At 74.9% G+C, this 18559-nt stretch carries 16 protein-coding genes and 3 tRNA genes; 11 read left to right on the top strand and 8 right to left on the bottom strand.

Translation table 11 applies throughout. From position 1 onward, the window contains the following. Window positions 1-119: 119 nt before the first annotated feature. Window positions 120-587: a CGNR zinc finger domain-containing protein gene (locus LV78_RS09025; RefSeq protein ID WP_253844272.1), complete on the bottom strand. Its 468-nt coding sequence runs from the start codon at window positions 585-587 to the stop codon at window positions 120-122. 178 nt (window positions 588-765) lie between these two features. Here LV78_RS09025 and LV78_RS09020 point away from each other — a divergent pair, with 178 nt between their 5' ends. From LV78_RS09020 to LV78_RS08990, 7 genes are all read left to right on the top strand, one after another. Then, complete coding sequence (locus tag LV78_RS09020; protein ID WP_253844269.1) at window positions 766-1290, top strand: PadR family transcriptional regulator; 525 nt, start codon at window positions 766-768, stop codon at window positions 1288-1290. Then, window positions 1287-1964 carry an ABC transporter ATP-binding protein gene (locus LV78_RS09015; protein WP_253844268.1) on the top strand — a complete coding sequence of 226 codons (678 nt, stop codon included), beginning with the start codon at window positions 1287-1289 and terminating at the stop codon, window positions 1962-1964. The genes LV78_RS09020 and LV78_RS09015 overlap by 4 nt, the downstream gene beginning before the upstream one ends. Beyond that, on the top strand, window positions 1961-4321 hold the full coding sequence (locus tag LV78_RS09010) for an FtsX-like permease family protein (protein WP_253844267.1): 2361 nt from the start codon (window positions 1961-1963) through the stop codon (window positions 4319-4321). Before LV78_RS09015 ends, LV78_RS09010 begins: the two co-directional genes overlap by 4 nt. Window positions 4322-4543: 222 nt before the next feature. After that, complete coding sequence (locus tag LV78_RS09005) at window positions 4544-6904, top strand: FtsX-like permease family protein (RefSeq protein WP_253844265.1); 2361 nt, start codon at window positions 4544-4546, stop codon at window positions 6902-6904. Beyond that, window positions 6901-9120 carry an FtsX-like permease family protein gene (locus tag LV78_RS09000; protein WP_253844264.1) on the top strand — a complete coding sequence of 740 codons (2220 nt, stop codon included), beginning with the start codon at window positions 6901-6903 and terminating at the stop codon, window positions 9118-9120. The genes LV78_RS09005 and LV78_RS09000 overlap by 4 nt, the downstream gene beginning before the upstream one ends. 121 nt (window positions 9121-9241) lie before the next feature. Then, window positions 9242-10534: a sigma factor gene (locus LV78_RS08995; RefSeq protein WP_253844263.1), complete on the top strand. Its 1293-nt coding sequence runs from the start codon at window positions 9242-9244 to the stop codon at window positions 10532-10534. 459 nt (window positions 10535-10993) lie between these two features. Then, window positions 10994-12406 carry a hypothetical protein gene (locus tag LV78_RS08990; protein ID WP_253844261.1) on the top strand — a complete coding sequence of 471 codons (1413 nt, stop codon included), beginning with the start codon at window positions 10994-10996 and terminating at the stop codon, window positions 12404-12406. A gap of 436 nt (window positions 12407-12842) precedes the next feature. Here the strand turns inward: LV78_RS08990 and yczR are convergent, their stop codons facing one another. Beyond that, window positions 12843-14306 carry a MocR-like transcription factor YczR gene (gene yczR, locus LV78_RS08985; protein WP_253844259.1) on the bottom strand — a complete coding sequence of 488 codons (1464 nt, stop codon included), beginning with the start codon at window positions 14304-14306 and terminating at the stop codon, window positions 12843-12845. Window positions 14307-14367: 61 nt separating this feature from the next. Here yczR and yczE point away from each other — a divergent pair, with 61 nt between their 5' ends. Beyond that, window positions 14368-14997, top strand: a complete 630-nt coding sequence (gene yczE / locus LV78_RS08980) for a membrane protein YczE (RefSeq protein ID WP_253844257.1) — start codon at window positions 14368-14370, stop codon at window positions 14995-14997. Here the strand turns inward: yczE and LV78_RS08975 are convergent. Beyond that, on the bottom strand, window positions 14966-15499 hold the full coding sequence (locus tag LV78_RS08975) for a Clp protease N-terminal domain-containing protein (protein ID WP_253844255.1): 534 nt from the start codon (window positions 15497-15499) through the stop codon (window positions 14966-14968). The two genes, yczE and LV78_RS08975, sit on opposite strands and share 32 nt — an antisense overlap. Next, window positions 15496-15708 (bottom strand): Lrp/AsnC family transcriptional regulator, encoded by a 213-nt coding sequence (locus LV78_RS08970; protein ID WP_253844253.1) that lies wholly within the window; start codon window positions 15706-15708, stop codon window positions 15496-15498. Before LV78_RS08970 ends, LV78_RS08975 begins: the two co-directional genes overlap by 4 nt. A gap of 66 nt (window positions 15709-15774) precedes the next feature. On the opposite strand from LV78_RS08970, the gene LV78_RS08965 reads away from it, so the two are divergent. Beyond that, window positions 15775-16536: a hypothetical protein gene (locus LV78_RS08965; protein WP_253844251.1), complete on the top strand. Its 762-nt coding sequence runs from the start codon at window positions 15775-15777 to the stop codon at window positions 16534-16536. A gap of 84 nt (window positions 16537-16620) precedes the next feature. Here the strand turns inward: LV78_RS08965 and LV78_RS08960 are convergent. From LV78_RS08960 to LV78_RS08945, 4 genes are all read right to left on the bottom strand, one after another. Then, a tRNA-Phe gene (locus LV78_RS08960) sits at window positions 16621-16697 on the bottom strand. A gap of 34 nt (window positions 16698-16731) precedes the next feature. After that, a tRNA-Asp gene (locus tag LV78_RS08955) sits at window positions 16732-16805 on the bottom strand. A gap of 34 nt (window positions 16806-16839) precedes the next feature. Next, window positions 16840-16912 (bottom strand) — tRNA-Glu (locus tag LV78_RS08950). A gap of 638 nt (window positions 16913-17550) precedes the next feature. Continuing rightward, window positions 17551-17796: a hypothetical protein gene (locus LV78_RS08945; protein ID WP_253844249.1), complete on the bottom strand. Its 246-nt coding sequence runs from the start codon at window positions 17794-17796 to the stop codon at window positions 17551-17553. Between the two features lie 165 nt (window positions 17797-17961). Here LV78_RS08945 and LV78_RS08940 point away from each other — a divergent pair, with 165 nt between their 5' ends. Beyond that, complete coding sequence (locus LV78_RS08940) at window positions 17962-18288, top strand: hypothetical protein (RefSeq protein WP_253844247.1); 327 nt, start codon at window positions 17962-17964, stop codon at window positions 18286-18288. 64 nt (window positions 18289-18352) lie between these two features. Then, entirely contained in the window at window positions 18353-18559 is a 207-nt protein-coding gene (locus LV78_RS08935) for a heavy-metal-associated domain-containing protein (RefSeq protein ID WP_253844245.1), read from the top strand.

Raw genomic sequence — 18559 nt, 5'->3', positions numbered from 1 at the left:
ACCGCTCGGGGTGTGCGCAGGGCTGGTGCCCGGTCCACGGCCTTCGCGGACCGGGCGTCTCCCGCGACGTCCCGCGCGCCTCCGGACCGGGCGCGGGCGCCTGCGTCAGGCCCCGTGGATCAGGTGATCGCCTGGAGGGCGCGCCGCTCGCGCCAGTTCCTGGCCTTCTCCCGGTTGCCGCACACCTGCATCGAGCACCACGTGCGGGACCTGTTGCGGGACCGGTCGAAGAAGGCCCGCAGGCAGCTCTCCGCCGGGCAGATCTTGAAGCGCTCCCACGAGCCGAGCACCGCGAGCCTCGCGGCGGCGCCCAGGACCGCGCCCAGCGCGTCCGCGCTGGCCAGGGTCGGCACGCCGTGGCTGAGGTCCACGGTGACGATGGTCGCGACGATAGCGGGATCGGGTCCCTCGTGCGGGTCCCCCAGCGAGCGCCGGAGGGCGGTTCGGGCGGCGCGCACGGCGACCAGGTCCCCCGAGTCGCCTAGCCCCCGCTCGGTGACCCAAGCGCGCCACGCGGCTGTGCCGTCCAGCACGTCCGCGCCGATTTCCAGATCCCTGGTGTTCAGGAAAGCGAGCAGCAGCTCCACATCGTGTTCCGCATCGCCGACTCGACCCTGCGCGAGAGCAGTGTGGTCCCAGCCGGCCGCCAGACCAGTCACCCCTCCACTGTAGGCGCGCCCGCTGGTCCCTGTCGTGAAGTCGTGGTCAGCGCGACTCCGACCAGGGTATTCATCGTGTGTATACGTCGTGTGTATAGTCGCCGGCATGTCGATCGGACACACACTGCTGGGCCTGCTGGAGAAGGGGCCGAGGCACGGCTACGACCTCAAGCGGGCCTACGACGAGCGCTTCGGGCAGGACCGCCCGCTGCACTACGGGCAGGTGTACACAACGCTCTCCCGGCTGCTGAAGAACGGCCTCATCCAGGAGGCGGGCGTGGAGGCGGGCGACGGTCCCGACCGCAAGCGCTACGCCATCACCGACGCGGGCGTCACCGACGTCGAGGGCTGGCTGAGCACGCCCGAGAAGCCGGAGCCGTACCTGCAGAACACCCTGTACACGAAGGTCGTGCTCGCGCTCCTGTCCGGTCGCAGCGCCAACGACGTGCTGGACACCCAGCGCGGCGCGCACCTCGACCTGATGCGCAAGCTCACCAAGCGCAAGGCGGACGGCGACCTGGCCGACCAGCTGATCTGCGACCACGCCCTGTTCCACCTGGAGGCCGACCTCCGGTGGCTCGAACTGACCGCCGCCCGGTTGGGCAGGCTGAAAACGGAGGTGGCCCGATGAGGCCCCTGCTCGAAGCCGTGGACCTGCGCAAGTCCTTCGGCCCCACCCCCGCGCTCGACGGCGCCGGTCTGGCCGTCCACGCGGGTGAGGTGCTGGCCATCATGGGGCCGTCCGGCTCCGGCAAGTCCACCCTGCTGCACTGCCTGGCGGGCATCCTCCAGCCGGACAGCGGCACGGTCCGCTACCGCGACGTGGAGCTGAGCGCGCTGGCGGACGGTGCGCGCAGCGAGCTGCGGCGCACCGACTTCGGCTTCGTGTTCCAGTTCGGGCAGCTCGTGCCCGAGCTGTCCTGCCTGGAGAACGTGGCGCTCCCGCTGCGCCTGGGCGGGGTCAAGCGCAAGGCCGCCGAGTCCAGGGCGCGCGAGTGGCTGGAGCGGCTGGAGGTCGACGGGGTCGCGGACAAGCGGCCCGGCGAGACCTCCGGCGGTCAGGCCCAGCGGGTCGCCGTGGCGCGCGCGCTGGTCACCGGCCCGAAGGTCGTCTTCGCCGACGAGCCGACCGGCGCGCTGGACTCGCTCAACGGCGAGCGCGTGATGCAGTTCCTGGTCACGGCCGCGCGCGAGACCAACGCGGCCGTCGTGCTGGTCACCCACGAGGCTCGGGTCGCCGCCTACTCCGACCGCGAGGTCGTCGTGCGCGACGGCAAGTCCCGCGAAGTGGAGCGCGTTCGGTGAAGCGCGTCTTCGCCGACCTGCTCCTCGGCGTCCGGCTGGCCGCGGGCGGTGGACGCGGGGCGTGGGTCCGACTGGTGCTGACCGGCATGGGCATCGGCCTCGGCGTGCTGGTGCTGCTGGTGGGCGCGACCGTCCCGTCGATCATGGAGAACCGGAACGAGCGCCAGGCCGCCAGGAGCAGCGTCGGGGCCGAGGCGGGCACACCCGCCGAGCGCATCCTGCACTCCGAGGTCTGGAGCACCCAGTACCGCGGTTCGGACATCACCGCCAAGTACCTGCGCGCGGGCGGCCCGCAGGCCCCGGTGCCGCCGGGCATCCCGAAGATCCCGGCCGACGGCGAGATGTACGTGTCGCCGGTGCTGGCCGACATGCTCGCCGACCCGGACAACGGGATGCTGCGCGAGCTGCTCCCGCAGAAGGTCGTCGGGACCATCGCCGACGAGGGCCTGAACGCGCCCCGCGACCTCGTGTACTTCGCGGGCGACGCCTCGGTCGAGGCGACCGAGGCCAACTCCATCGGCCGGTTCGGCGCGGAGCGGACGACGCAGGCGCTCCCGCCGTTCCTGCTCGTGCTCGTGCTGACCGGGTGCGTGGTGCTGCTGTTCCCCGTGCTGGTGTTCGTCGGCGTGAGCACCCGGCTCGCCGGAGCCCAGCGCGACCGCAGGCTCGCCGCGCTGCGGCTGGTCGGCGCGGGCGCGGGCCGGGTCCGGCTGATCGCCTCCGGCGAGGCGCTGGTCGGCGCGCTCGTCGGGCTGGTCGTGGGCGTCGGCCTCTTCCTGGTCGGCAGGCGGTTCGTCGAGGGGGTCGAGCTGCTCGGGGTGAGCGTGTTCGCCGAGGAGCTGAGCCCCTCCCCCGTGCTGGCGGTGCTGCTGGCGGCCCTGATCCCCGTGCTGGCCGTGGTCACCTCGCTGCTGGCGATGCGCCGCACCGTGGTGGAGCCGCTCGGCGTGGTCAGGCAGACCAAGCCGGTGCGCCGCAGGCTGTGGTGGCGGCTCGTGCCGGTGCTGCTGGGCGTCGGGGTGCTGATCTCCCAGGCGGGCGGGTTCGCGGGCGAGCGGATCATGGGCGGCTACCGCGAGGAGCTGCTGATCAGCGGCATCGCGCTGCTGCTGCTCGGCATCCCCTCGCTGCTGCCCTGGGCGCTGGAGCGCTCGGTGCAGCACGCCCACCGGGGCGCGCCGTCCTGGCAGCTCGCCATGCGCAGGCTCCAGCTCGACAGCGGCACGGCCGCGCGCGTCGTCGGCGGCGTCGCCGTCGTCCTCGCCGGGGCCATCGCCCTCCAGACCGTCCTGACCAGCGTCCAGAGCAAGATCCCGGACGGTGGCGGACCGGTGCTCAACACCGAGTTCATGCAGGTGTCGCTGGTGGGCCGCGAGGAAGCTCAGGCCGACGAGCGGGCTCGGGTGCTCGACCTGCTCCAGGGCGTCGAGGGGGTCGACGAGGTCTTCACCCCGGTCTACGTCGACTTCAAGCTGGAGGACGCGTCCCCGCAGGACGGGACCATCCAGGTGACCATCGCCCCGTGCGCCCTGCTGCTGGCCTCCGGCGCGCCGGAGTGCGTGGACGGCGAGGCGTACGAGTTCCAGCGCGACACCAGCGTGTCGTACTGGCAGGTGGCGCCCGGCACCGAGCTGGGCGTCCTCGGCCCGTGGACCCCGGAGACGGCCGGGGTGCCGAGCGCGGGCGGGGAGTACGTCGACAAGCGCGAGCCGCTCAGCACGTGGCGCGCGCCCGAGGTGAAGCGGCTCGTGGTGCCGGAGGGCAGCAGCCTGCACAGCACCTACCTGACGCCCGGCGCGGCCCGCGACCTGGCCGTGCCGCCTGGCGCGAGCGGCTCGATCAGCATCGCGCTGGAGAAGGACGCGGACGCGGCGAACCACGTGCGCGTCGCCCTGGCCCCGATGGCCTGGCGCGTCTACACGTACTACTTCGGCGCCGCGGACCTGTCCTTGGAGGCCAAGCAGTACCAGCAGATCAAGGGCGCGCTGTTCGTGGGCGCGCTGATCGTGCTGATGCTGGCGGCGGCGAGCCTGCTGGTCGTGGCGCTGGAGCAGATCAAGGAGCGCAGGCGGCCACTGGCCGTGCTCGCCGCCAGCGGGGTTCCGCGCGGTGCGCTCGCCCGGTCGCTGCTGTGGCAGAACGCGGTCCCGCTGGTGCTGGCCGTGCTGGTCGCCATCGCCACCGGCGCGGGGCTCGGCGCGCTGCTGCTCGGCGTGATCGAGCGGCCGGTCGAGCTGGACTGGGCGGGCATCGCGCAGTTCTCGGGGGCCGCGCTGGTCCTCGGTCTGCTGGTCACGGCGCTGACGCTGCCGTCGCTGCGCAAGGCCACCGGGGCGCTGGGACTGCGCACCGAGTGAGCCCTCCCGAGGGGCGGCGCCGGGTCGGTGACGGCGTCGCTCCTCGTCCCCCGGAGGTCGATCCGGGGGCTCGAACCGACCATCGCCCGATCGGGCTGACAACGGAGGTGGCCCGATGCGGCCCCTGCTCGAAGCCGCGGACCTGCGCGCGGCGACCGGGAGCCAGGCGCGCGACCGGTTAGCACGTGGCGATGCCGCGCCCCGCGAAGTGGAGCGCGCCAGGTGAAGCGGGTGCTCGACGACCTGGCGCTCGGCGTCCGGCTGGCGGTCGGCGGCGGGCGCGAGTCCTGGGCCAGGCAGGCGCTGACCGGCGTCGGCATCGGACTCGGGGTGGTGCTGCTGTTCGTGGCCGCGGCCATCCCGTCGATCATGGCCAACCGGGACGCGCGGCAGGACGCGCGGCTGGCGGAGAACCCCGCCGCGGGCACGCCCGCCGAGCGGGTCCTGCACTCGGAGAGCTGGTACAGCGCCTACCGCGACCACGGCCCGATCGCGGGCAAGCACCTGCTCGCGGGCGGCCCGCAGGCCCCGGTGCCGCCGGGCATCCCGGAGATCCCGGCCGACGGCGAGATGTACGTGTCGCCCGCGCTGGCCGAGCTGCTCGCCGACCCCGACAACGCGGTGCTGCGCGAGCGGTTCCCGCAGAGGGTCGTGGGGACCATCGCCGACGAGGGCCTGATCACGCCGCACGACCTGGCCTACTTCGCGGGCGACGCCTCGGTCGTGCCCACCGCGCAGAACGCCGTCGGCCGGTTCGGCGTCCCGAGCGAGATGTCCCTGGTGCCGCCGTTCCTGCTGGTGCTCGGGCTGACCGGGTGCGTGGTGCTGCTGTTCCCCGTGCTGGTCTTCATCGGCGTGAGCACCCGGCTCGCGGGCGCCCAGCGCGACCGCAGGCTCGCCGCGCTGCGGCTGGTCGGCGCGAGCGCCGGGCGGGTCCGGCTGATCGCCTCCGGCGAGGCCCTGGTCGGCGCGCTCGTCGGGCTGGCGCTGGGCGGCGGGCTGTTCCTGCTGGCCAGGCGGCACGTGGAGGAGGTCGAGCTGGTCGGGATGAGCGTGTTCGCCGAGGACCTGACCCCGGCCCCCGCGCTGGTGGCGCTCCTGGTCGCGCTGGTGCCCGCGCTGGCGGTGGTCACCGCGCTGGTGGCCATGCGCCGCACCGTGGTGGAACCGCTCGGCGTGGTGCGGCAGACCAGGCCCGCGCGCCGGAAGCTGTGGTGGCGGGCCCTGCCGGTCGTGGCGGGTGTCGCCCTGCTCGCGTCGCAGGCGGGCGCGTTCGCCGGGCGGCTGGTCGACGGCAGCTCCCAGCAGACGCTGGTCGCGGGCATCACGCTGCTGCTGTTCGGCGTCCCCGCGCTGCTGCCCTGGGCGCTGGAGCGCTCGGTGCGGCGGGCGCACCGGGGCGCGCCGTCCTGGCAGCTCGCCATGCGCAGGCTCCAGCTCGACAGCGGCACGGCGGCGCGCGTCGTCGGCGGCGTGGCCGTCGTGCTGGCCGGGGCGATCGCCCTGCAGAGCGTCCTGACCAACGTGGAGAGGGCGATCCCGGACGGCAGCGGGCCGCGGGTCGACGAGTCGCTGCTGACCGTCGCGTCCAGCGGCAGGTACTCGATCACCCCCGCCGAGGACGCCGGGCTGCGCGGGCGCGCGGTCGAGCTGCTGGACGGCGTCGCGGGCGTCGAGCGGGTCTTCACCCCCGAGTACGCGTACGTCCGGAGCGACGAGGTCGAGCAGCAGGTGGTGATCAGCGACTGCGCGATGCTGCTGGCGCGGGGCGTGCCGGAGTGCGTCGACGGCGCGGCCTACAGCTTCCACCTGGAGGGCCAGACCCCGTACTGGCAGGTGGCCCCCGGCTCCGAGCTGACCGTGCTCCCCCTGGCGAACGCGGCGACGATCCGGACCGACGAGCGCGGCAGAACGCACGACGACCGCGTCCCGCTCGGGACGTGGCGCGCGCCCGAGGCCCGGCAGGTCGCGCTGCCGTCGGACAAGTCCGACCTGTACGGGCTGCACGTGACGCCCGGCGCGGCCCGCGACCTGCCCAGGGCGGCGGCCTCCAGCGGCGGGGTGATCGCGCTGCTGGACGGGCGCGTCCCGGAGGCGGCGGACAACGCGCGCACCGCGCTGGCCCCGCTGGCCTGGAAGCTCCAGTCGCACCACGTGGGCACCGCCGACCTGTCCGAGGAGGCGGAGCAGTACCGGCAGGTGCGGGGCGGCCTGTTCGCGGGCTCGCTGCTCACCCTGCTGCTGGCGGCGGGGAGCCTGCTGGTCGTGGCGCTGGAGCAGATCAAGGAGCGCAGGCGACCGCTGGCCGCGCTCTTCGCGGGCGGGGTGCCGCGCGGGGTGCTGGCCCGGTCGCTGCTGTGGCAGAACGCGGTCCCGCTGGTGCTGGCCGTGCTGGTCGCCATCGCCACCGGCGCCGGGCTCGGCGCGCTGCTGCTGCGCACGTTCGGCAGGCCGGTCGAGCTGGACTGGGCGGGCATCGGCCAGTACTCGGCGCTCGCCCTGGTCCTGGGCCTGCTGGTGACGGCGCTGACGCTGCCGTCGCTGCGCAGGGCCACCGACGCGCTGGGGTTGCGCGCCGAATGACTCCTCGCGCGCACTGGGCGGCAGACCTGGTCCTCGGCGTTCGGCTCGCCGTCGGGGGCGGGCGGACGGCGTGGGCCAGGCTGGCGCTCACCGCCGTCGGGGTGGGCCTGGGGGTGGTCGTGCTGCTGATCGGCACGTCCATCGGGCCCGCGCGCGAGGCGAAGTCGGAGCGGGTCGGGGCGGCGCTGCCCCGACCCGCTCCGGTCGCGCAGGACGCGGCGCTGCGCACCAGGGGCGTGGTCGTGTCCTGGCAGGGCAGGCTGATCACCGGGCTGGAGCTGGCGGCGGTGTCACCGGCCGCGACGCCACCACCGGGGGTCGGCCGGGTCCCCGCGCCGGGCGAGATCGTGGTGTCGCCCGCGCTGTTCGACCTGCTCGGCGCGGACGAGGGCGTGCGGGCGAGGTTCCCGGAGCGGGTCATCGGCGTGATCGCCGACGAGGGGTTGGCCCGCCCCAGGTCGCTCTCCTTCTACGCCGGGCTGGCCGCGCACCACGTGGGCGGGGCCGAGCCGGTGGCCGGGTTCGGGGTGGAGCGGCCACCGCCGGTGTGGGGGCCGTTCTACCAGCTGCTGGTGATCGCCGGGCTGGTCGCGATGCTGCTGCCGCTGGGCACGTTCGTGCTGGTCTCGACCCGGTTGGGGGCGGCGGGCCGGGACCGGCGGCTGTCCTCGATCCGGCTGGTCGGCGCGTCCGGCGCGCAGGTCAGGCGGATCGCGGCGGGCGAGGCGCTGGTCGGCGCGCTGCTGGGGCTGCTGGTGGGGACGGCGCTGTTCTTCGCGGCGCGACCGCTGGTGCGGTTCGTCGAGGTGGAGGGCATCGGGTTCTTCCCCACCGACGTGCTGCCCGCGCCGCTGCCGTCGCTGGTGGTCGCGCTGGGCGTGCCGCTGGTGGCGGTGGGCGCGGCGGTGCTCGGCGTCGGCGTGGGGACGACCGGGCCGCTCGGCCTCGGCGCGCGCGCCGAGGCCCCGCCGCGCCGGGTGGGCTGGCGGCTCGGGCCGCTCGGCGCGGGCGCGCTGGTGCTGGTGGTGCTGTCGGTCGCGGCGACGTTCACCGAGGTGGTGGACTCGCCCGCGCTGGCGGGCGCGGCCGGTGGCGGCATCGCGCTGGTGCTGGCGGGGACGGGCGCGCTGCTGCCGTGGCTGGTGGACCGGGTGGCGCGGCGGGCGCGGCCGGACGGGGTGGCCGGGTTGCTGGCGGTGCGCGCGCTGGGGTCCGACCGGAACACGCCGAGGGTGCTGTCCGGGGTCGTGGTGGTGCTGGCGGGCGGGCTGATGCTCCAGGTGCTGCTCGGGGTCGCCGCCGACCACGTCGCGGCCGGGTCCAGCGCGGGCGGGGAGCCGGGCCGGTGGGTGCTGGGGCTCGCGCCGGGCACGCCGGTGCGGGAGCTGGCCGAGTCGGTGTCGCTGGTCGGCGGGGCGCGGCGGATCAGCGAGGTCCGGATGGCGAGCACCGAGGGCGCGCAGGTGGTCACGACCGACTGCGCGGAGATCGCGGACCGGTTGCGGGTGACCGACTGCGCGCCCGGCCGCGCCTACCTGGTCGGCGGCGCGCCGCCCGCCGCGGGCACCGAGGTGCTGCTGCGGGTGTTCGGCGGCGAGCCGGTCCGGTGGGTCGTGCCCGAGCACCGGGTGCTGGGCGGGGACGTGACCGGGGAGTACCTGGGCCTGGTCGTGGCCGACGACCCGGCGCTGCTGGCGCTGGAGCCGCAGCGGCTGGTGGTGCGGGGCGACCCGGACGAGACGTTCGGCGAGCGGCTGCAGGCGGTGACCGAGCGGGTCGACCGGGCGTCGGCGCTGGTCACCGGGTACGAGGCCGGGCGGGTGGAGCTGTTCACCACCCTGCGCAACGGGGTGCTCGGCGGGTCGGTGCTGCTGACCCTGCTCGCCGTGGTCGGCCTGGTGGTGGTCGCGGTGGACCGGGTGTGGGAGCGGCGCGGGCCGGTGGCGGTGCTCGCGGCGAACGGGGTGCCGAGGGAGGTGCTGGTGCGGGCGGCGCTGTGGCAGGCGGCGATCCCGGCGGCGCTGGGCCTGGCCGTGGCCGCGCCGCTCGGCCTGGCGGGGGCGTGGCTGGTCGTTCCCGCCGACCGGTTCCGGGTGGACTGGGCGGCGCTGGTGACGGCGTTCGGCTCGGCGGGCGCGGTGGTGCTGGTCGTGGGCGCGTGCACGCTGCCCGCGCTGCGGTCGGCGATCACCCCGGAGGGGCTGCGCGCGGAGTGAGCGCCGGGGCGCCCGCACGCGTGGGCGGGCGCCCCGAGCGGGTTCATCGGCCGTGGATACATCGTGCGCACCTTCGTGTGCCAGCGGAAACGGGTGGGCGGTCGGCGCGGTCCGAGCGGTCATGCGACACAGCAGTGATGCGGTCCTGCTCGCCGGGGCGGGCGCGGGCGACGAGCGGGCGTGGCGGGAGATCGTCGGGCGGTACGCGCCCCTGGTGCGGTCGGTGGTGGGCGGCCACCGGCTGACCGAGGAGGAGGTGGCGGACGCCTGCCAGGCGACGTGGCTCGCGCTGGCCGAGCACGCGGGCGCGGTGCGGGACCCGGCGAAGCTGATCTCCTGGCTGGCCGCGACGGCCCGCAACCAGGCCCGCAAGCAGCTCAGGTCCCGCTGCCGGGAACTCCCAGCGACCGCCTTGGGGGACGTCGGCGGGGGCGAGCACTGGCTCGACGCGGTCACCGGGCGCGGGAGCTCGCGCGGCGGGCGGCGGGCGGGTGCGGAGGCCGGGTGGTGGGGTGGCTTCGGGGCGCCGCGCGACGGCGGCGGTCCTGATCGGACAGCCGGGGCCAGCGGGAGCGCGGGCCTCGGCGGGGGCGGTGGGGCTTGCCGGTGCGGGGAGCGCGGCGCCGGGCGGGCAGGCGAGGCCGGGCAGGCAGGCGGGGCCGGTCGGCGAGACAAGATCAACCAGCGCCTGGAACCCGCGCGCGTCAGCCGGGCGGGCGAGTCCGGCCAGGGGCACGGGAGCTGCGAGTGCGACCGGTCCGGCGGCGTGGGCGCGGTGAACCGGTCCGGCGGCCTCGATCCGGCCGATCCGGCGCTGTCAACGAGTCCGCCCCCTCCGGTCTCGACGGCTTCCCCGGAGCAGCCGGTCCTCTCGAATCCACTGGCCCTCCCGCCCGCGACGGTTTCACCAGCCCCAGCGGCTTCCTCGTCCCTGCTGGTGCCCCAAAACCCTGCGCGGTCGGCACAGCCGGGGCGGTCGACACCGCCGGGACGGCCGGGGCGATCAGCGCAGTCGGAACGGCCGGAGCACTTGGCGCAGTCGGAGCGATCGGAGCGATCGGTGCAGCCAGTGCGGCCGGAGCAGTCGGAGCGGCCGTTGAGTCCGTTCGCGCCGTTCGGTCCGTTCGGCGTCTTCGGGGCGGGCGGGGGTTTCGGGCGGCTCGGGGAGCCTGGCGGGTTCGGGGAGTCCGGTGAGGACTTCGCGGTTCGGCGGGCGCAGGAGCGGGCGTTGCGGGTGGCGCTGGACGGGGTGGACGAGCGGTGTCGGGCGGTGCTGCTGCTGGTCGCGGCCGGGCCACGGCCCGACGGGCGGTTGATCGCCGAGGCCGCCGGGGTGGCCGCGTGCAGCGCGGGCGCGGCGCGCGGGCGGTGCCTCGCGCTGCTGCGCCGCCGCCTGGTCGAGGCGGGCTGGTGAGGGGCGCCGGAGCGGTCAGGGGGCCGCCTCGGGGCCCGGCCGCCCGGCCGCCGCGACGCAGGGTCCCGGGAGCGCTCCCAGGACGGGTCACACGAACGGCCCACACCGGGCAACCACCCCGGGGTCCCGTGCATCTGCACGTGCGACCGTTCCCCCGGAACGGTGACCGATGGGTAAGCCCTCACACGCTGCACCCCACCAACGTCCACATCGGACACAACCGGGTGGTTCCGAGGAGGTCCACAACGGACGGACGGTGGCGCGAGCACGTGGCGTGACAACGACTGACGGTGTTCACACCCCGCCCCCGCGCCCCGTACAGCCGCAGAGGACCGCCCTTACGGGTTGCTTCGCTCCGATGCCGTTCGCAAAAGCCGTGCCCGGTGCTAGACATACCTCGAACGTCGACCTCAGAACGGTCCCGTCCCGTTCGCCCCATCCGGAACGGTGGTGATCCGCGTGGCTCTCAGCAACGTCCTGCGCCGCGGCGGCTCGCTGCTGCTCAGGGGATTCGTGGTGGCGGGGCTCGCCGGAACGGCCTGGCTGGCCGCGTCGGGAAGCGCGTGGGCGGAGGCCGATCCGGCAGCGCTCGGGGCCACGACCGGCGACAACGCCCAGGTCCTCGCGGCGGGCTCGACCGCGCCGCAGCTCACGGCGGCCCAGGGCTCGCTCGCGCAGAGCGCCCGGTCGCCCGAGTCGACGGCCCTTCAGCCGCCTCAGCTCGCCCAGTCGGCGGTCACCCAAACGGCCGTCACCCAGTTCAGCCAACCCCTGCACGGCCAGTCAGCGCCCGCCGCGCTCGCCCAGGTTGCGGCGACGTCGACGGGTCCGACCTCGGCGCAGCTCGGCGCGCAGGCGCTCGGGGCGACGGCTCCCGCGCGGCAACCGCAGTCCACCGGGACGGCGAGCGCGCTCCAGGCCACCGCGCAGGCCGGTGCGCAGCAGACCGGCGCGCAGACCACCGCACAGACCACCGCGCTCCAGGGGTCGGCCCTCGCGGGCACGGCGCTCACCGGGCAGGCGCTCACGATCCAGGCACTGGCGGCCCAGGCGCTCACGGCCCAGGCGCTCACGGCTCAGGCGCTCACGGCTCAGGCACTCGCGGCCCAAGCGCTCACGGCTCAGCAGTCCGCGCAGTCCACCGGCGGCGCGCTCACGGCCGGTGCGCTCACGGCAGGCACGCCCACCGGCCAGGTCCAGGGCAGCTCCCCGACCGGGAACTCCGCGACGGGCCCCACCTCCGGCGGCGCGGTCTCGACCATCCTGACCAGCGCGGACCTCGAAGGCTCCGCGCTCACCGGCCAGATCACCACGATCCCGGTGCTGATCGGCGGCAAGGTGGTCAGCAGGCTGGCCCTCGTCCCGGTGCTGGGCGGCACGGTCGCGAACGCGGTCCCCGGCACGACCCCGGACACCGCCCCGACCGAGCAGCCCGCCGCCGCCGAGGCGCAGACCCCCGCACCGACCGCGGCGCCCCCCTCGGCCGCCGCGCCGGACCGGGCCCTCGCGGCACCGACCAGCACCACCCCCCGCAGGCAGCAGGTCCCCCCGTCGGCGCAGGCGGCTCCCGAGGAAGCGCACGAGGACGCGCCCTCCGAGCCGCACCAGGACACCTGGGAGCGCCCGACCCCCGAGGCTCCCGCGCACCCACCGTCCCCGGCGCCGCAGCACGCGCCCGCAGGCGGCCCCTCGGCCTCCTCGGGCGGGGCGCAGGACACCTCGTCCAGCAACAACCGGGGCGGCAGCGCGCCGAACGCGCTGCTCACCCCGTCGGCCGACCCCCCGACCCCCGTGATCCGGGTCGCGGAGCGCGCGGACGACGACCGCTCACCCGGCCGCGTCCCCGGCCTGCCGAGCACCTCGCCCGACTGAACGACGCCGCCAGGCACCGGTCCGCGCGCGCCCAGAGCGCTTGCGCACAGCACCGTCGTTCCTCCCCGCACCACCGGCACACCCCCGCACAGGCTCCCCGTTCCTGCCGACCGCGCCCCGGCAGGAACGGGAACGGTCCCGACGTCGCGCTGCCCCCGCGTCGACGGGATCGCACGGGAGCCCACAGCGGGAGACGCCACTCCCTGGAGCGTCTCCCGCTGTGGGTTCGCATCACGAAGCGATGCGAGCACCAGCAAGAAGCAGAACCGAAGCCGCACCTGGCAACCACCTCGGGACCACCGCGCCAGAGCGGGCAGCCGCTCCCGACCCGGCCCCCGGCGAAGCCGCGCACCGGCTCTCCCCAGGCCACCCCGGATCCGCCGCACCTGATCCCGCGACCGGCAAGAACGCGGTTGATCACCCAGACCGGCCCCCCTCAAGCCACCGGCACGTCCACCTCCTGGTGCGGCACCGACCCGCCCCCCGACACCGCGGCGGCCACCAGCCCCAACCGCCGCACCGCCTCCCGCAGCACGTCGGACGGCAGCACGAACGGCAGCCGCAGCCACCGCTCGAACCCCCCGTGCGCCCCGAACCGCGCCCCCGGCGCCAACCGCATCCCGTGGTTCTGCGCGACCACCGCGATCCGGGTGCTCACCGGCGCGTCCAGCTCGCACCACACGCTGAGCCCGCCCCCCGGCCGGTCGAACCGCCACTGCGGCAGGTGCTCCCGCAACCCCGCCATCAGCACGTCCCGCTGCCCCGCCAGGTGCCGCCGCCGCTCGGCCAGCCCCGCCTCGGGCTCGGTCAGCAGCTCGGCCAGCACCATCTGGTCCAGCACCGCGGAGCCCAGGTCGAGCGCGGTCCGGCTGGACACCAGCCGGTGCACGACCTCGGTGGACGCCCGGATCCACCCGATCCGCAGCCCGGCCCAGTGCGACTTGCTGGCCGACCCGAGGGTCACCACGAGGTCGTCGGCGAACGAGGCCACCGGCGGCGGCCCGTCCAGCGGGTCACCGTCCAGGTCCAGCTCCACTATCGTCTCGTCCACCACGAGCGGGGTCCGCGCCCGGCGCGCGAGGTCGGCCAGCTCGGCGCGGGTCGCCGCGTCCATCCGGTGCCCGGTGGGGTTGTGGAAGTCCGGCACCACGTACGCCATCCGGGGCGCGGCCTGGCGCAGCGCGGCGGCGATGCCGGGCAGGTCCCAGCCGGTGTCGGTCATGGCGACCGGGACCGGGATCGCCGACATGGCCTTGATCGCGTCGAGCGCGTTGGGGTAGCTGGGCTGCTCCACGAGCACCCGGTCCCCCGGCCCGGTGAGCATCCGCAGCACGAGGGCCAGCGCGTGCTGCGCCCCGCTGGTGACCAGGATCTGGTCCGGGCTGGTGGGCAGCCCGCGCGCCTCGAACCGCTGCGCGATGCGCCGCCGCAGCTCGGGCACCCCGTGCTCGTAGTACCCGTGGTCGAGCAGCTGCTCGGGCAGCCGGGCCCGCACCGCGTCGAACGCGGGCAGCAGGCCGGGGATCGCGGGTGGGGCGGCGCGGGCGAAGTCGACCATGCTGCTGCCGACCAGCGGGGTGTCCGCCCCGCCGACCAGCGCCCCTCCGCTGGGCAGGCTGATCCACGTCCCCGCCCCGCGCCGGGAGGCCACGAGCCCCTCGGCGCGCAGCTGGTCCAGCGCGGCGCTGATCATGGTCCGGCTGACCGGCAGCGCCTCGGCCATCTCCCGCTCGGCGGGCAGCCGGGTCCCCGCGGGCAGCCTGCCGTCGAGGACGAGCATCCGGACGGCGGCGGCGAGGTCCGCGGACCCGTGCCGCGCGCCTCGTCGTCGCCACTCGCCGAGGAGCTTGGCGAGTCGGAACCCGGAAACACGTCCACCTGGCGGGATCGAGTGCTGCATGAGGCCAATTATTGGCTATTGGCCCTTCTCAGTTCGATGAACGCGGGCTGAAGATGGCCACATGCTCGCCGCCCTGACCCAGTTGCCCGTCACCACGGCACCCGTTCGCCGCCTGCCCCAGCTGTTCGCCGGCCTGTGGCTGTACGGCACGAGCATGGCGCTGCACATCCGGTCCACCCTCGGGCTGGACCCGTGGGACGTGCTGCACGAGGGCCTGGCGCAGCGCACCGGCCTGTCCTTCGGCACGATCACGGCCCTGGTCGGCGTGCTGGTGATGCTGTGCTGGATCCCGCTGCGCCAGCGGCCGGGCGTGGGCACGCTGGCGAACATCGTGGTCATCGGCGTCGCGGTGGACGCCGGGCTGGCCGTGCTGCCCGAGCCGACCTCGCTGCCGTGGCGGGCCGCGTTCCTCGGCCTCGGCATCGTGCTCAACGGCCTGGCCGCCGCCACCTACATCGGCGCCCGGCTCGGCCCCGGCCCGCGCGACGGCCTGACCACGGGTTTCTGCGCGCGGACCGGGACCTCGCTGCGCCTGGTGCGCACCACCGTGGAGATCGCGGTGCTGGGGATCGGCTGGCTGCTCGGCGGCACGGTCGGCGTGGGCACCGTGCTGTACGCGCTGGCCATCGGCCCGCTCACCCAGGCGTTCCTGCCGCTGGTCACGTACGTGGAGCCGCGACCAGCTTCCTGACCTCGACGTACCGGGCGCCCCTCGCCCCGAGCACCTCGGACACCGGTCCGCGCGCGCCGAGCAGCGCGAGCACGAGGTGGTCGGCGGTGAGCGTCGACGAGCCGAGGTCGAGCGCCTCGGTGAGGCTGCGGTTCAGCGCCTGCTTGCTCTCGGGCGCGAACGGCAGGTGGTTGCCGAACAGCCGCCACTTGCGCTTGGTCCCGGTCGCCGCCCCCGCCCCGCCGAGCGAGCGCTCCGCCGCGCCCAGCACCTCGTCCACGTCGATGCCGAGTCCGCGCAGCGCCTCGACGTCGGCGCCGGTCAGCCCGCCCCTGCGGCGGATGTCCGCGAACTCGGCGGCGACCTCGTCGCGCGGCAGGTCGAACCCGGCGAGCGCGGGCGCGCCGAGCAGCGCGAGCGCGAGGTGCTCGGGTTCGACCTGCCTGGCCCCGGTCCGCTCCGCCTCCCCCACCGCCGCCACGACCGCCTGGCGCGCCTCCCTGGTGAACCGCTCCCCGATCATCGCTCTCCCCCGTGCTTCTTGTGGACGGCCTGCCGGGTGACCCCCAGCTCGGCCGCGATCTCCTGCCACGACCACCCGTTCGCCCGCGCGTTGCGGACCTGCGCCGATTCGAGGTGCTCCAGGAGCTTGCGGAGCGCGCTGACCGCCCGCAGCCCCACCCCCGGATCACGATCTCCCGCCGCCGAGGCGAGTTGCGTCGCTTCCGTCATGCCGTCAACCTTGGTTGACAGATCCGGGTTTGTCAACCCAGGTTGACGCCGCTCTAGGCTGGCGCCGTGACCAGCGCGCCCCGGATCAGCACCGCCGAGCGGCCGGGCGTCGGCCTGGACGGGCTGCCCCGCCCCACCGAGGACCGGGTCGTCCTGCTGGACAACGCCGTGGTGCTGCTCGACGGGGCCACCTCGCCCACGCCGAGGGAGCGCGACGGCGGCTGGCACTCGCGGGCGCTGGCCGAGGAGTTCACCGGGCCGCTGCTGGGCGATCTCGCCGAGGAGCTGGCGGGCGCGATCGACCGGCTCCGCGCCAGGCACGGCCTGGTCCCCGGCGACTCGCCGTCCAGCACGGTCGCGATCCTGCGCTGGTCGGCCGAGACCGTGGACGCGCTGGTGCTGGCGGACAGCCCGGTCGTGGTCTTCGGCCCGCCCGGCGGTCCGATCCCCGAGGAGGGCGAGGTCGTGGCCGACCACCGGCTCCGCGAGCTGCGCGGGGCAGTGGCGAAGGTCACCGACTGGCGGAACCGGCCCGGCGGGTTCTGGGTGGCCGAGGCCGATCCGGCGGCGGCCGGGATGGCGGTGCGGCGGAGCTGGCCGAGGAGCGCGGTGTCGACGGCGGTGCTCGCGACGGACGGCGTGTCCTGCGGGGTGGACGACTACGGGCTGTTCCGGTGGCGCGAAGTGACGCGGATCGCATTTCGGAATGGGCCGGGGGCGGTGCTGGACGAGATCCGCGCGGCCGAGGAACGTGATCGGGATCGCACTCGTTGGCGACGCGCGAAAGTGCACGACGACCAGGCGATCGCGGTGGTCCGATTCGACTGATCGAACGCCACCGGCGAATTCGGGGGCGAAGTGCGGGAAAAGCGAAAGCCCCGCAGGAATCCCTGCGGGGCTTTCGAATGTTGTTGGTGGCCAGGGGCGGGGTCGAACCGCCGACCTACCGCTTTTCAGGCGGTCGCTCGTACCAACTGAGCTACCTGGCCAGGTAGCTGGCCCGGCCTCAGCCGAACAGCCTTGCGACCCAGACGGGACTCGAACCCGCGACCTTCGCCGTGACAGGGCGACGCGCTAACCAACTGCGCCACTGGGCCTTGCTTCGTGCAGATCGTACCCTACTCTACTGCGTACCCCCAACGGGATTCGAACCCGCGTTACCGCCTTGAAAGGGCGGGGTCCTAGGCCGCTAGACGATGGGGACCTTCGTTCCTCCAGCAGCCCTGGTGGGCCACCTTCTTCCCAGGCCCTCCAACCGCTGTCGTTGGAAGCATCGTAACTATAGAACACAGATGCCAGATACTCCAAAACGGGGGGTCCACAAGTGAGGTGACCTGCGATTTCAGGGTCACCGCCGCGCCGAATCCGCGATCTCGGGGCCCGCCGCCCGGCGCATTCGACGCCGAGGAGGGGGTAAGCCGTTGGAACCGACCACCCCGAACGGGCTCACCGCTCCGAGCGACCCCTCCCCGACTACCCGCTCCGGCCCCGCCGACACCACTCGGACGAGCCACCACCGGACGGGGCGGGAGGGAGCGACCGGCGGGTGGAGCGGGGCGCGGCGAACGGCTTCCTCGCGCGCGTCCCGCGCCGCACACCGGGCGCCCAGGCCCCGCAGGGCCCTCAGGAGCCACCGGACCGGGCAGCCCACCCGTCCACCCGCAGGAGCGGTGCCGCGCCGCCCCTGGAACGCCCTCCGGCCCGCCTGCCCCTTCCCCGCACGGGTGTGGAGGAGGCCGTGAAACGCAGAGCACCACCCGCGCCAGGACAGGCGCGGGTGGTGCTCGTGGTGCGTCGAACCCCGACGGCCGCTCCCCCACGCGCGGGGGAGCGGGCGCCCGGTCACCGCTGCACGGGTGGGATGCCGCCGTCCTCGCCCGGCGACAGGCCGAGCATGTCGAGCAGCAGCTTGCAGTCCTCGGCGCTGGTGGCCCCACGCGCGACCGACAGCCGCGCCCGGTGGACCTGTTCGTCGGAGACGCGCGACGGCTCCCCGGTTCGCTGGGCGGGGACTCCTCCTCCGCCCGGCCTCGACCCGATCTCGTCCTGGTTCCACAGGAACTGCCGAACTTCTAGGGACCCGCTCATGACGCCTCCCCGACTTGAGGTTGGCGCGAGGCTAAGCGAGCCCTGCGAAGTGCCGCAGCCCCCCGGAGAGTGATTCAGGGTCCACGCAGCGTTACTTTCCGTGCAAGCGCACGGCCCCCGGAGCACTCGTGGTGTGCTTGGCGGCGAACAGGAGGGCGGTACCCCATGACCCAGCCGGAACCCGGCAAGCAGCAGGAGCAGACCACCGAGCCGACGCCCGAGGAGGTGAGCGCGCAGGCGGCCGGGGAGATCACCGACGTCTCACCCGAACAGCCCAGCGCTGAGACGCCCGACGCGCCGCACGTGCCGTTCGCGGACCCGCAGGCGGTGTTCGCAGGCCTGTCGCTGGCCTCGCTGGAAGCCGACCTGGACGCGCTGATGAGCGACAAGATGGGCGAGCTGGACGGGATGCTCGCGGGCCTGGAGCAGCTCGTGGAGCGGTTGGAGGGGGAGGTCACGCAGCTGGAGAAGCCCTCGGACGACTCCGCCTGACCCACGACTACCCCCTGGGGGTATCCTCGGAAGCGCTAACGGCCTTCGAGGAGAGTGAGTGGACATGGCTGTCACCACCTACACCGTCACCGGCATGACCTGCGGTCACTGCGTCAGCTCCGTCACCGAGGAGCTGACGGGGATCGCGGGCGTGACCGACGTCTCGGTCGTGCTGGAGAGCGGCGCCGTCACCGTGACCAGCGATCGCGAGCTGGGCCTCGACGAGGTGAAGGCCGCGGTCACCGAGGCCGGTTACGAGCTGGTGGGCTGA

It is taken from the genome of Actinosynnema pretiosum (assembly GCF_024171695.1).
Classification (GTDB): Bacteria; Actinomycetota; Actinomycetes; order Mycobacteriales; family Pseudonocardiaceae; genus Actinosynnema; species Actinosynnema pretiosum.
The sequence above is the reverse complement of the archived record's forward strand: the minus strand, read 5'-3'. Positions and strand labels throughout refer to the sequence as shown.

Excerpts from the sequence above, each read along its gene's own strand:
- LV78_RS09020 (WP_253844269.1), top strand. The coding sequence starts at position 766 with ATGTCGATCGGACACACACTGCTGGGCCTGCTGGAGAAGGGGCCGAGG.
- LV78_RS09015 (WP_253844268.1), top strand. The coding sequence starts at position 1,287 with ATGAGGCCCCTGCTCGAAGCCGTGGACCTGCGCAAGTCCTTCGGCCCC.
- LV78_RS09000 (WP_253844264.1), top strand. The coding sequence starts at position 6,901 with ATGACTCCTCGCGCGCACTGGGCGGCAGACCTGGTCCTCGGCGTTCGG.
- LV78_RS08995 (WP_253844263.1), top strand. The coding sequence starts at position 9,242 with ATGCGACACAGCAGTGATGCGGTCCTGCTCGCCGGGGCGGGCGCGGGC.
- yczR (WP_253844259.1), bottom strand. The coding sequence starts at position 14,306 with ATGCAGCACTCGATCCCGCCAGGTGGACGTGTTTCCGGGTTCCGACTC.
- yczE (WP_253844257.1), top strand. The coding sequence starts at position 14,368 with ATGCTCGCCGCCCTGACCCAGTTGCCCGTCACCACGGCACCCGTTCGC.
- LV78_RS08975 (WP_253844255.1), bottom strand. The coding sequence starts at position 15,499 with ATGATCGGGGAGCGGTTCACCAGGGAGGCGCGCCAGGCGGTCGTGGCG.
- LV78_RS08970 (WP_253844253.1), bottom strand. The coding sequence starts at position 15,708 with ATGACGGAAGCGACGCAACTCGCCTCGGCGGCGGGAGATCGTGATCCG.
- LV78_RS08945 (WP_253844249.1), bottom strand. The coding sequence starts at position 17,796 with ATGAGCGGGTCCCTAGAAGTTCGGCAGTTCCTGTGGAACCAGGACGAG.
- LV78_RS08940 (WP_253844247.1), top strand. The coding sequence starts at position 17,962 with ATGACCCAGCCGGAACCCGGCAAGCAGCAGGAGCAGACCACCGAGCCG.
- LV78_RS08935 (WP_253844245.1), top strand. The coding sequence starts at position 18,353 with ATGGCTGTCACCACCTACACCGTCACCGGCATGACCTGCGGTCACTGC.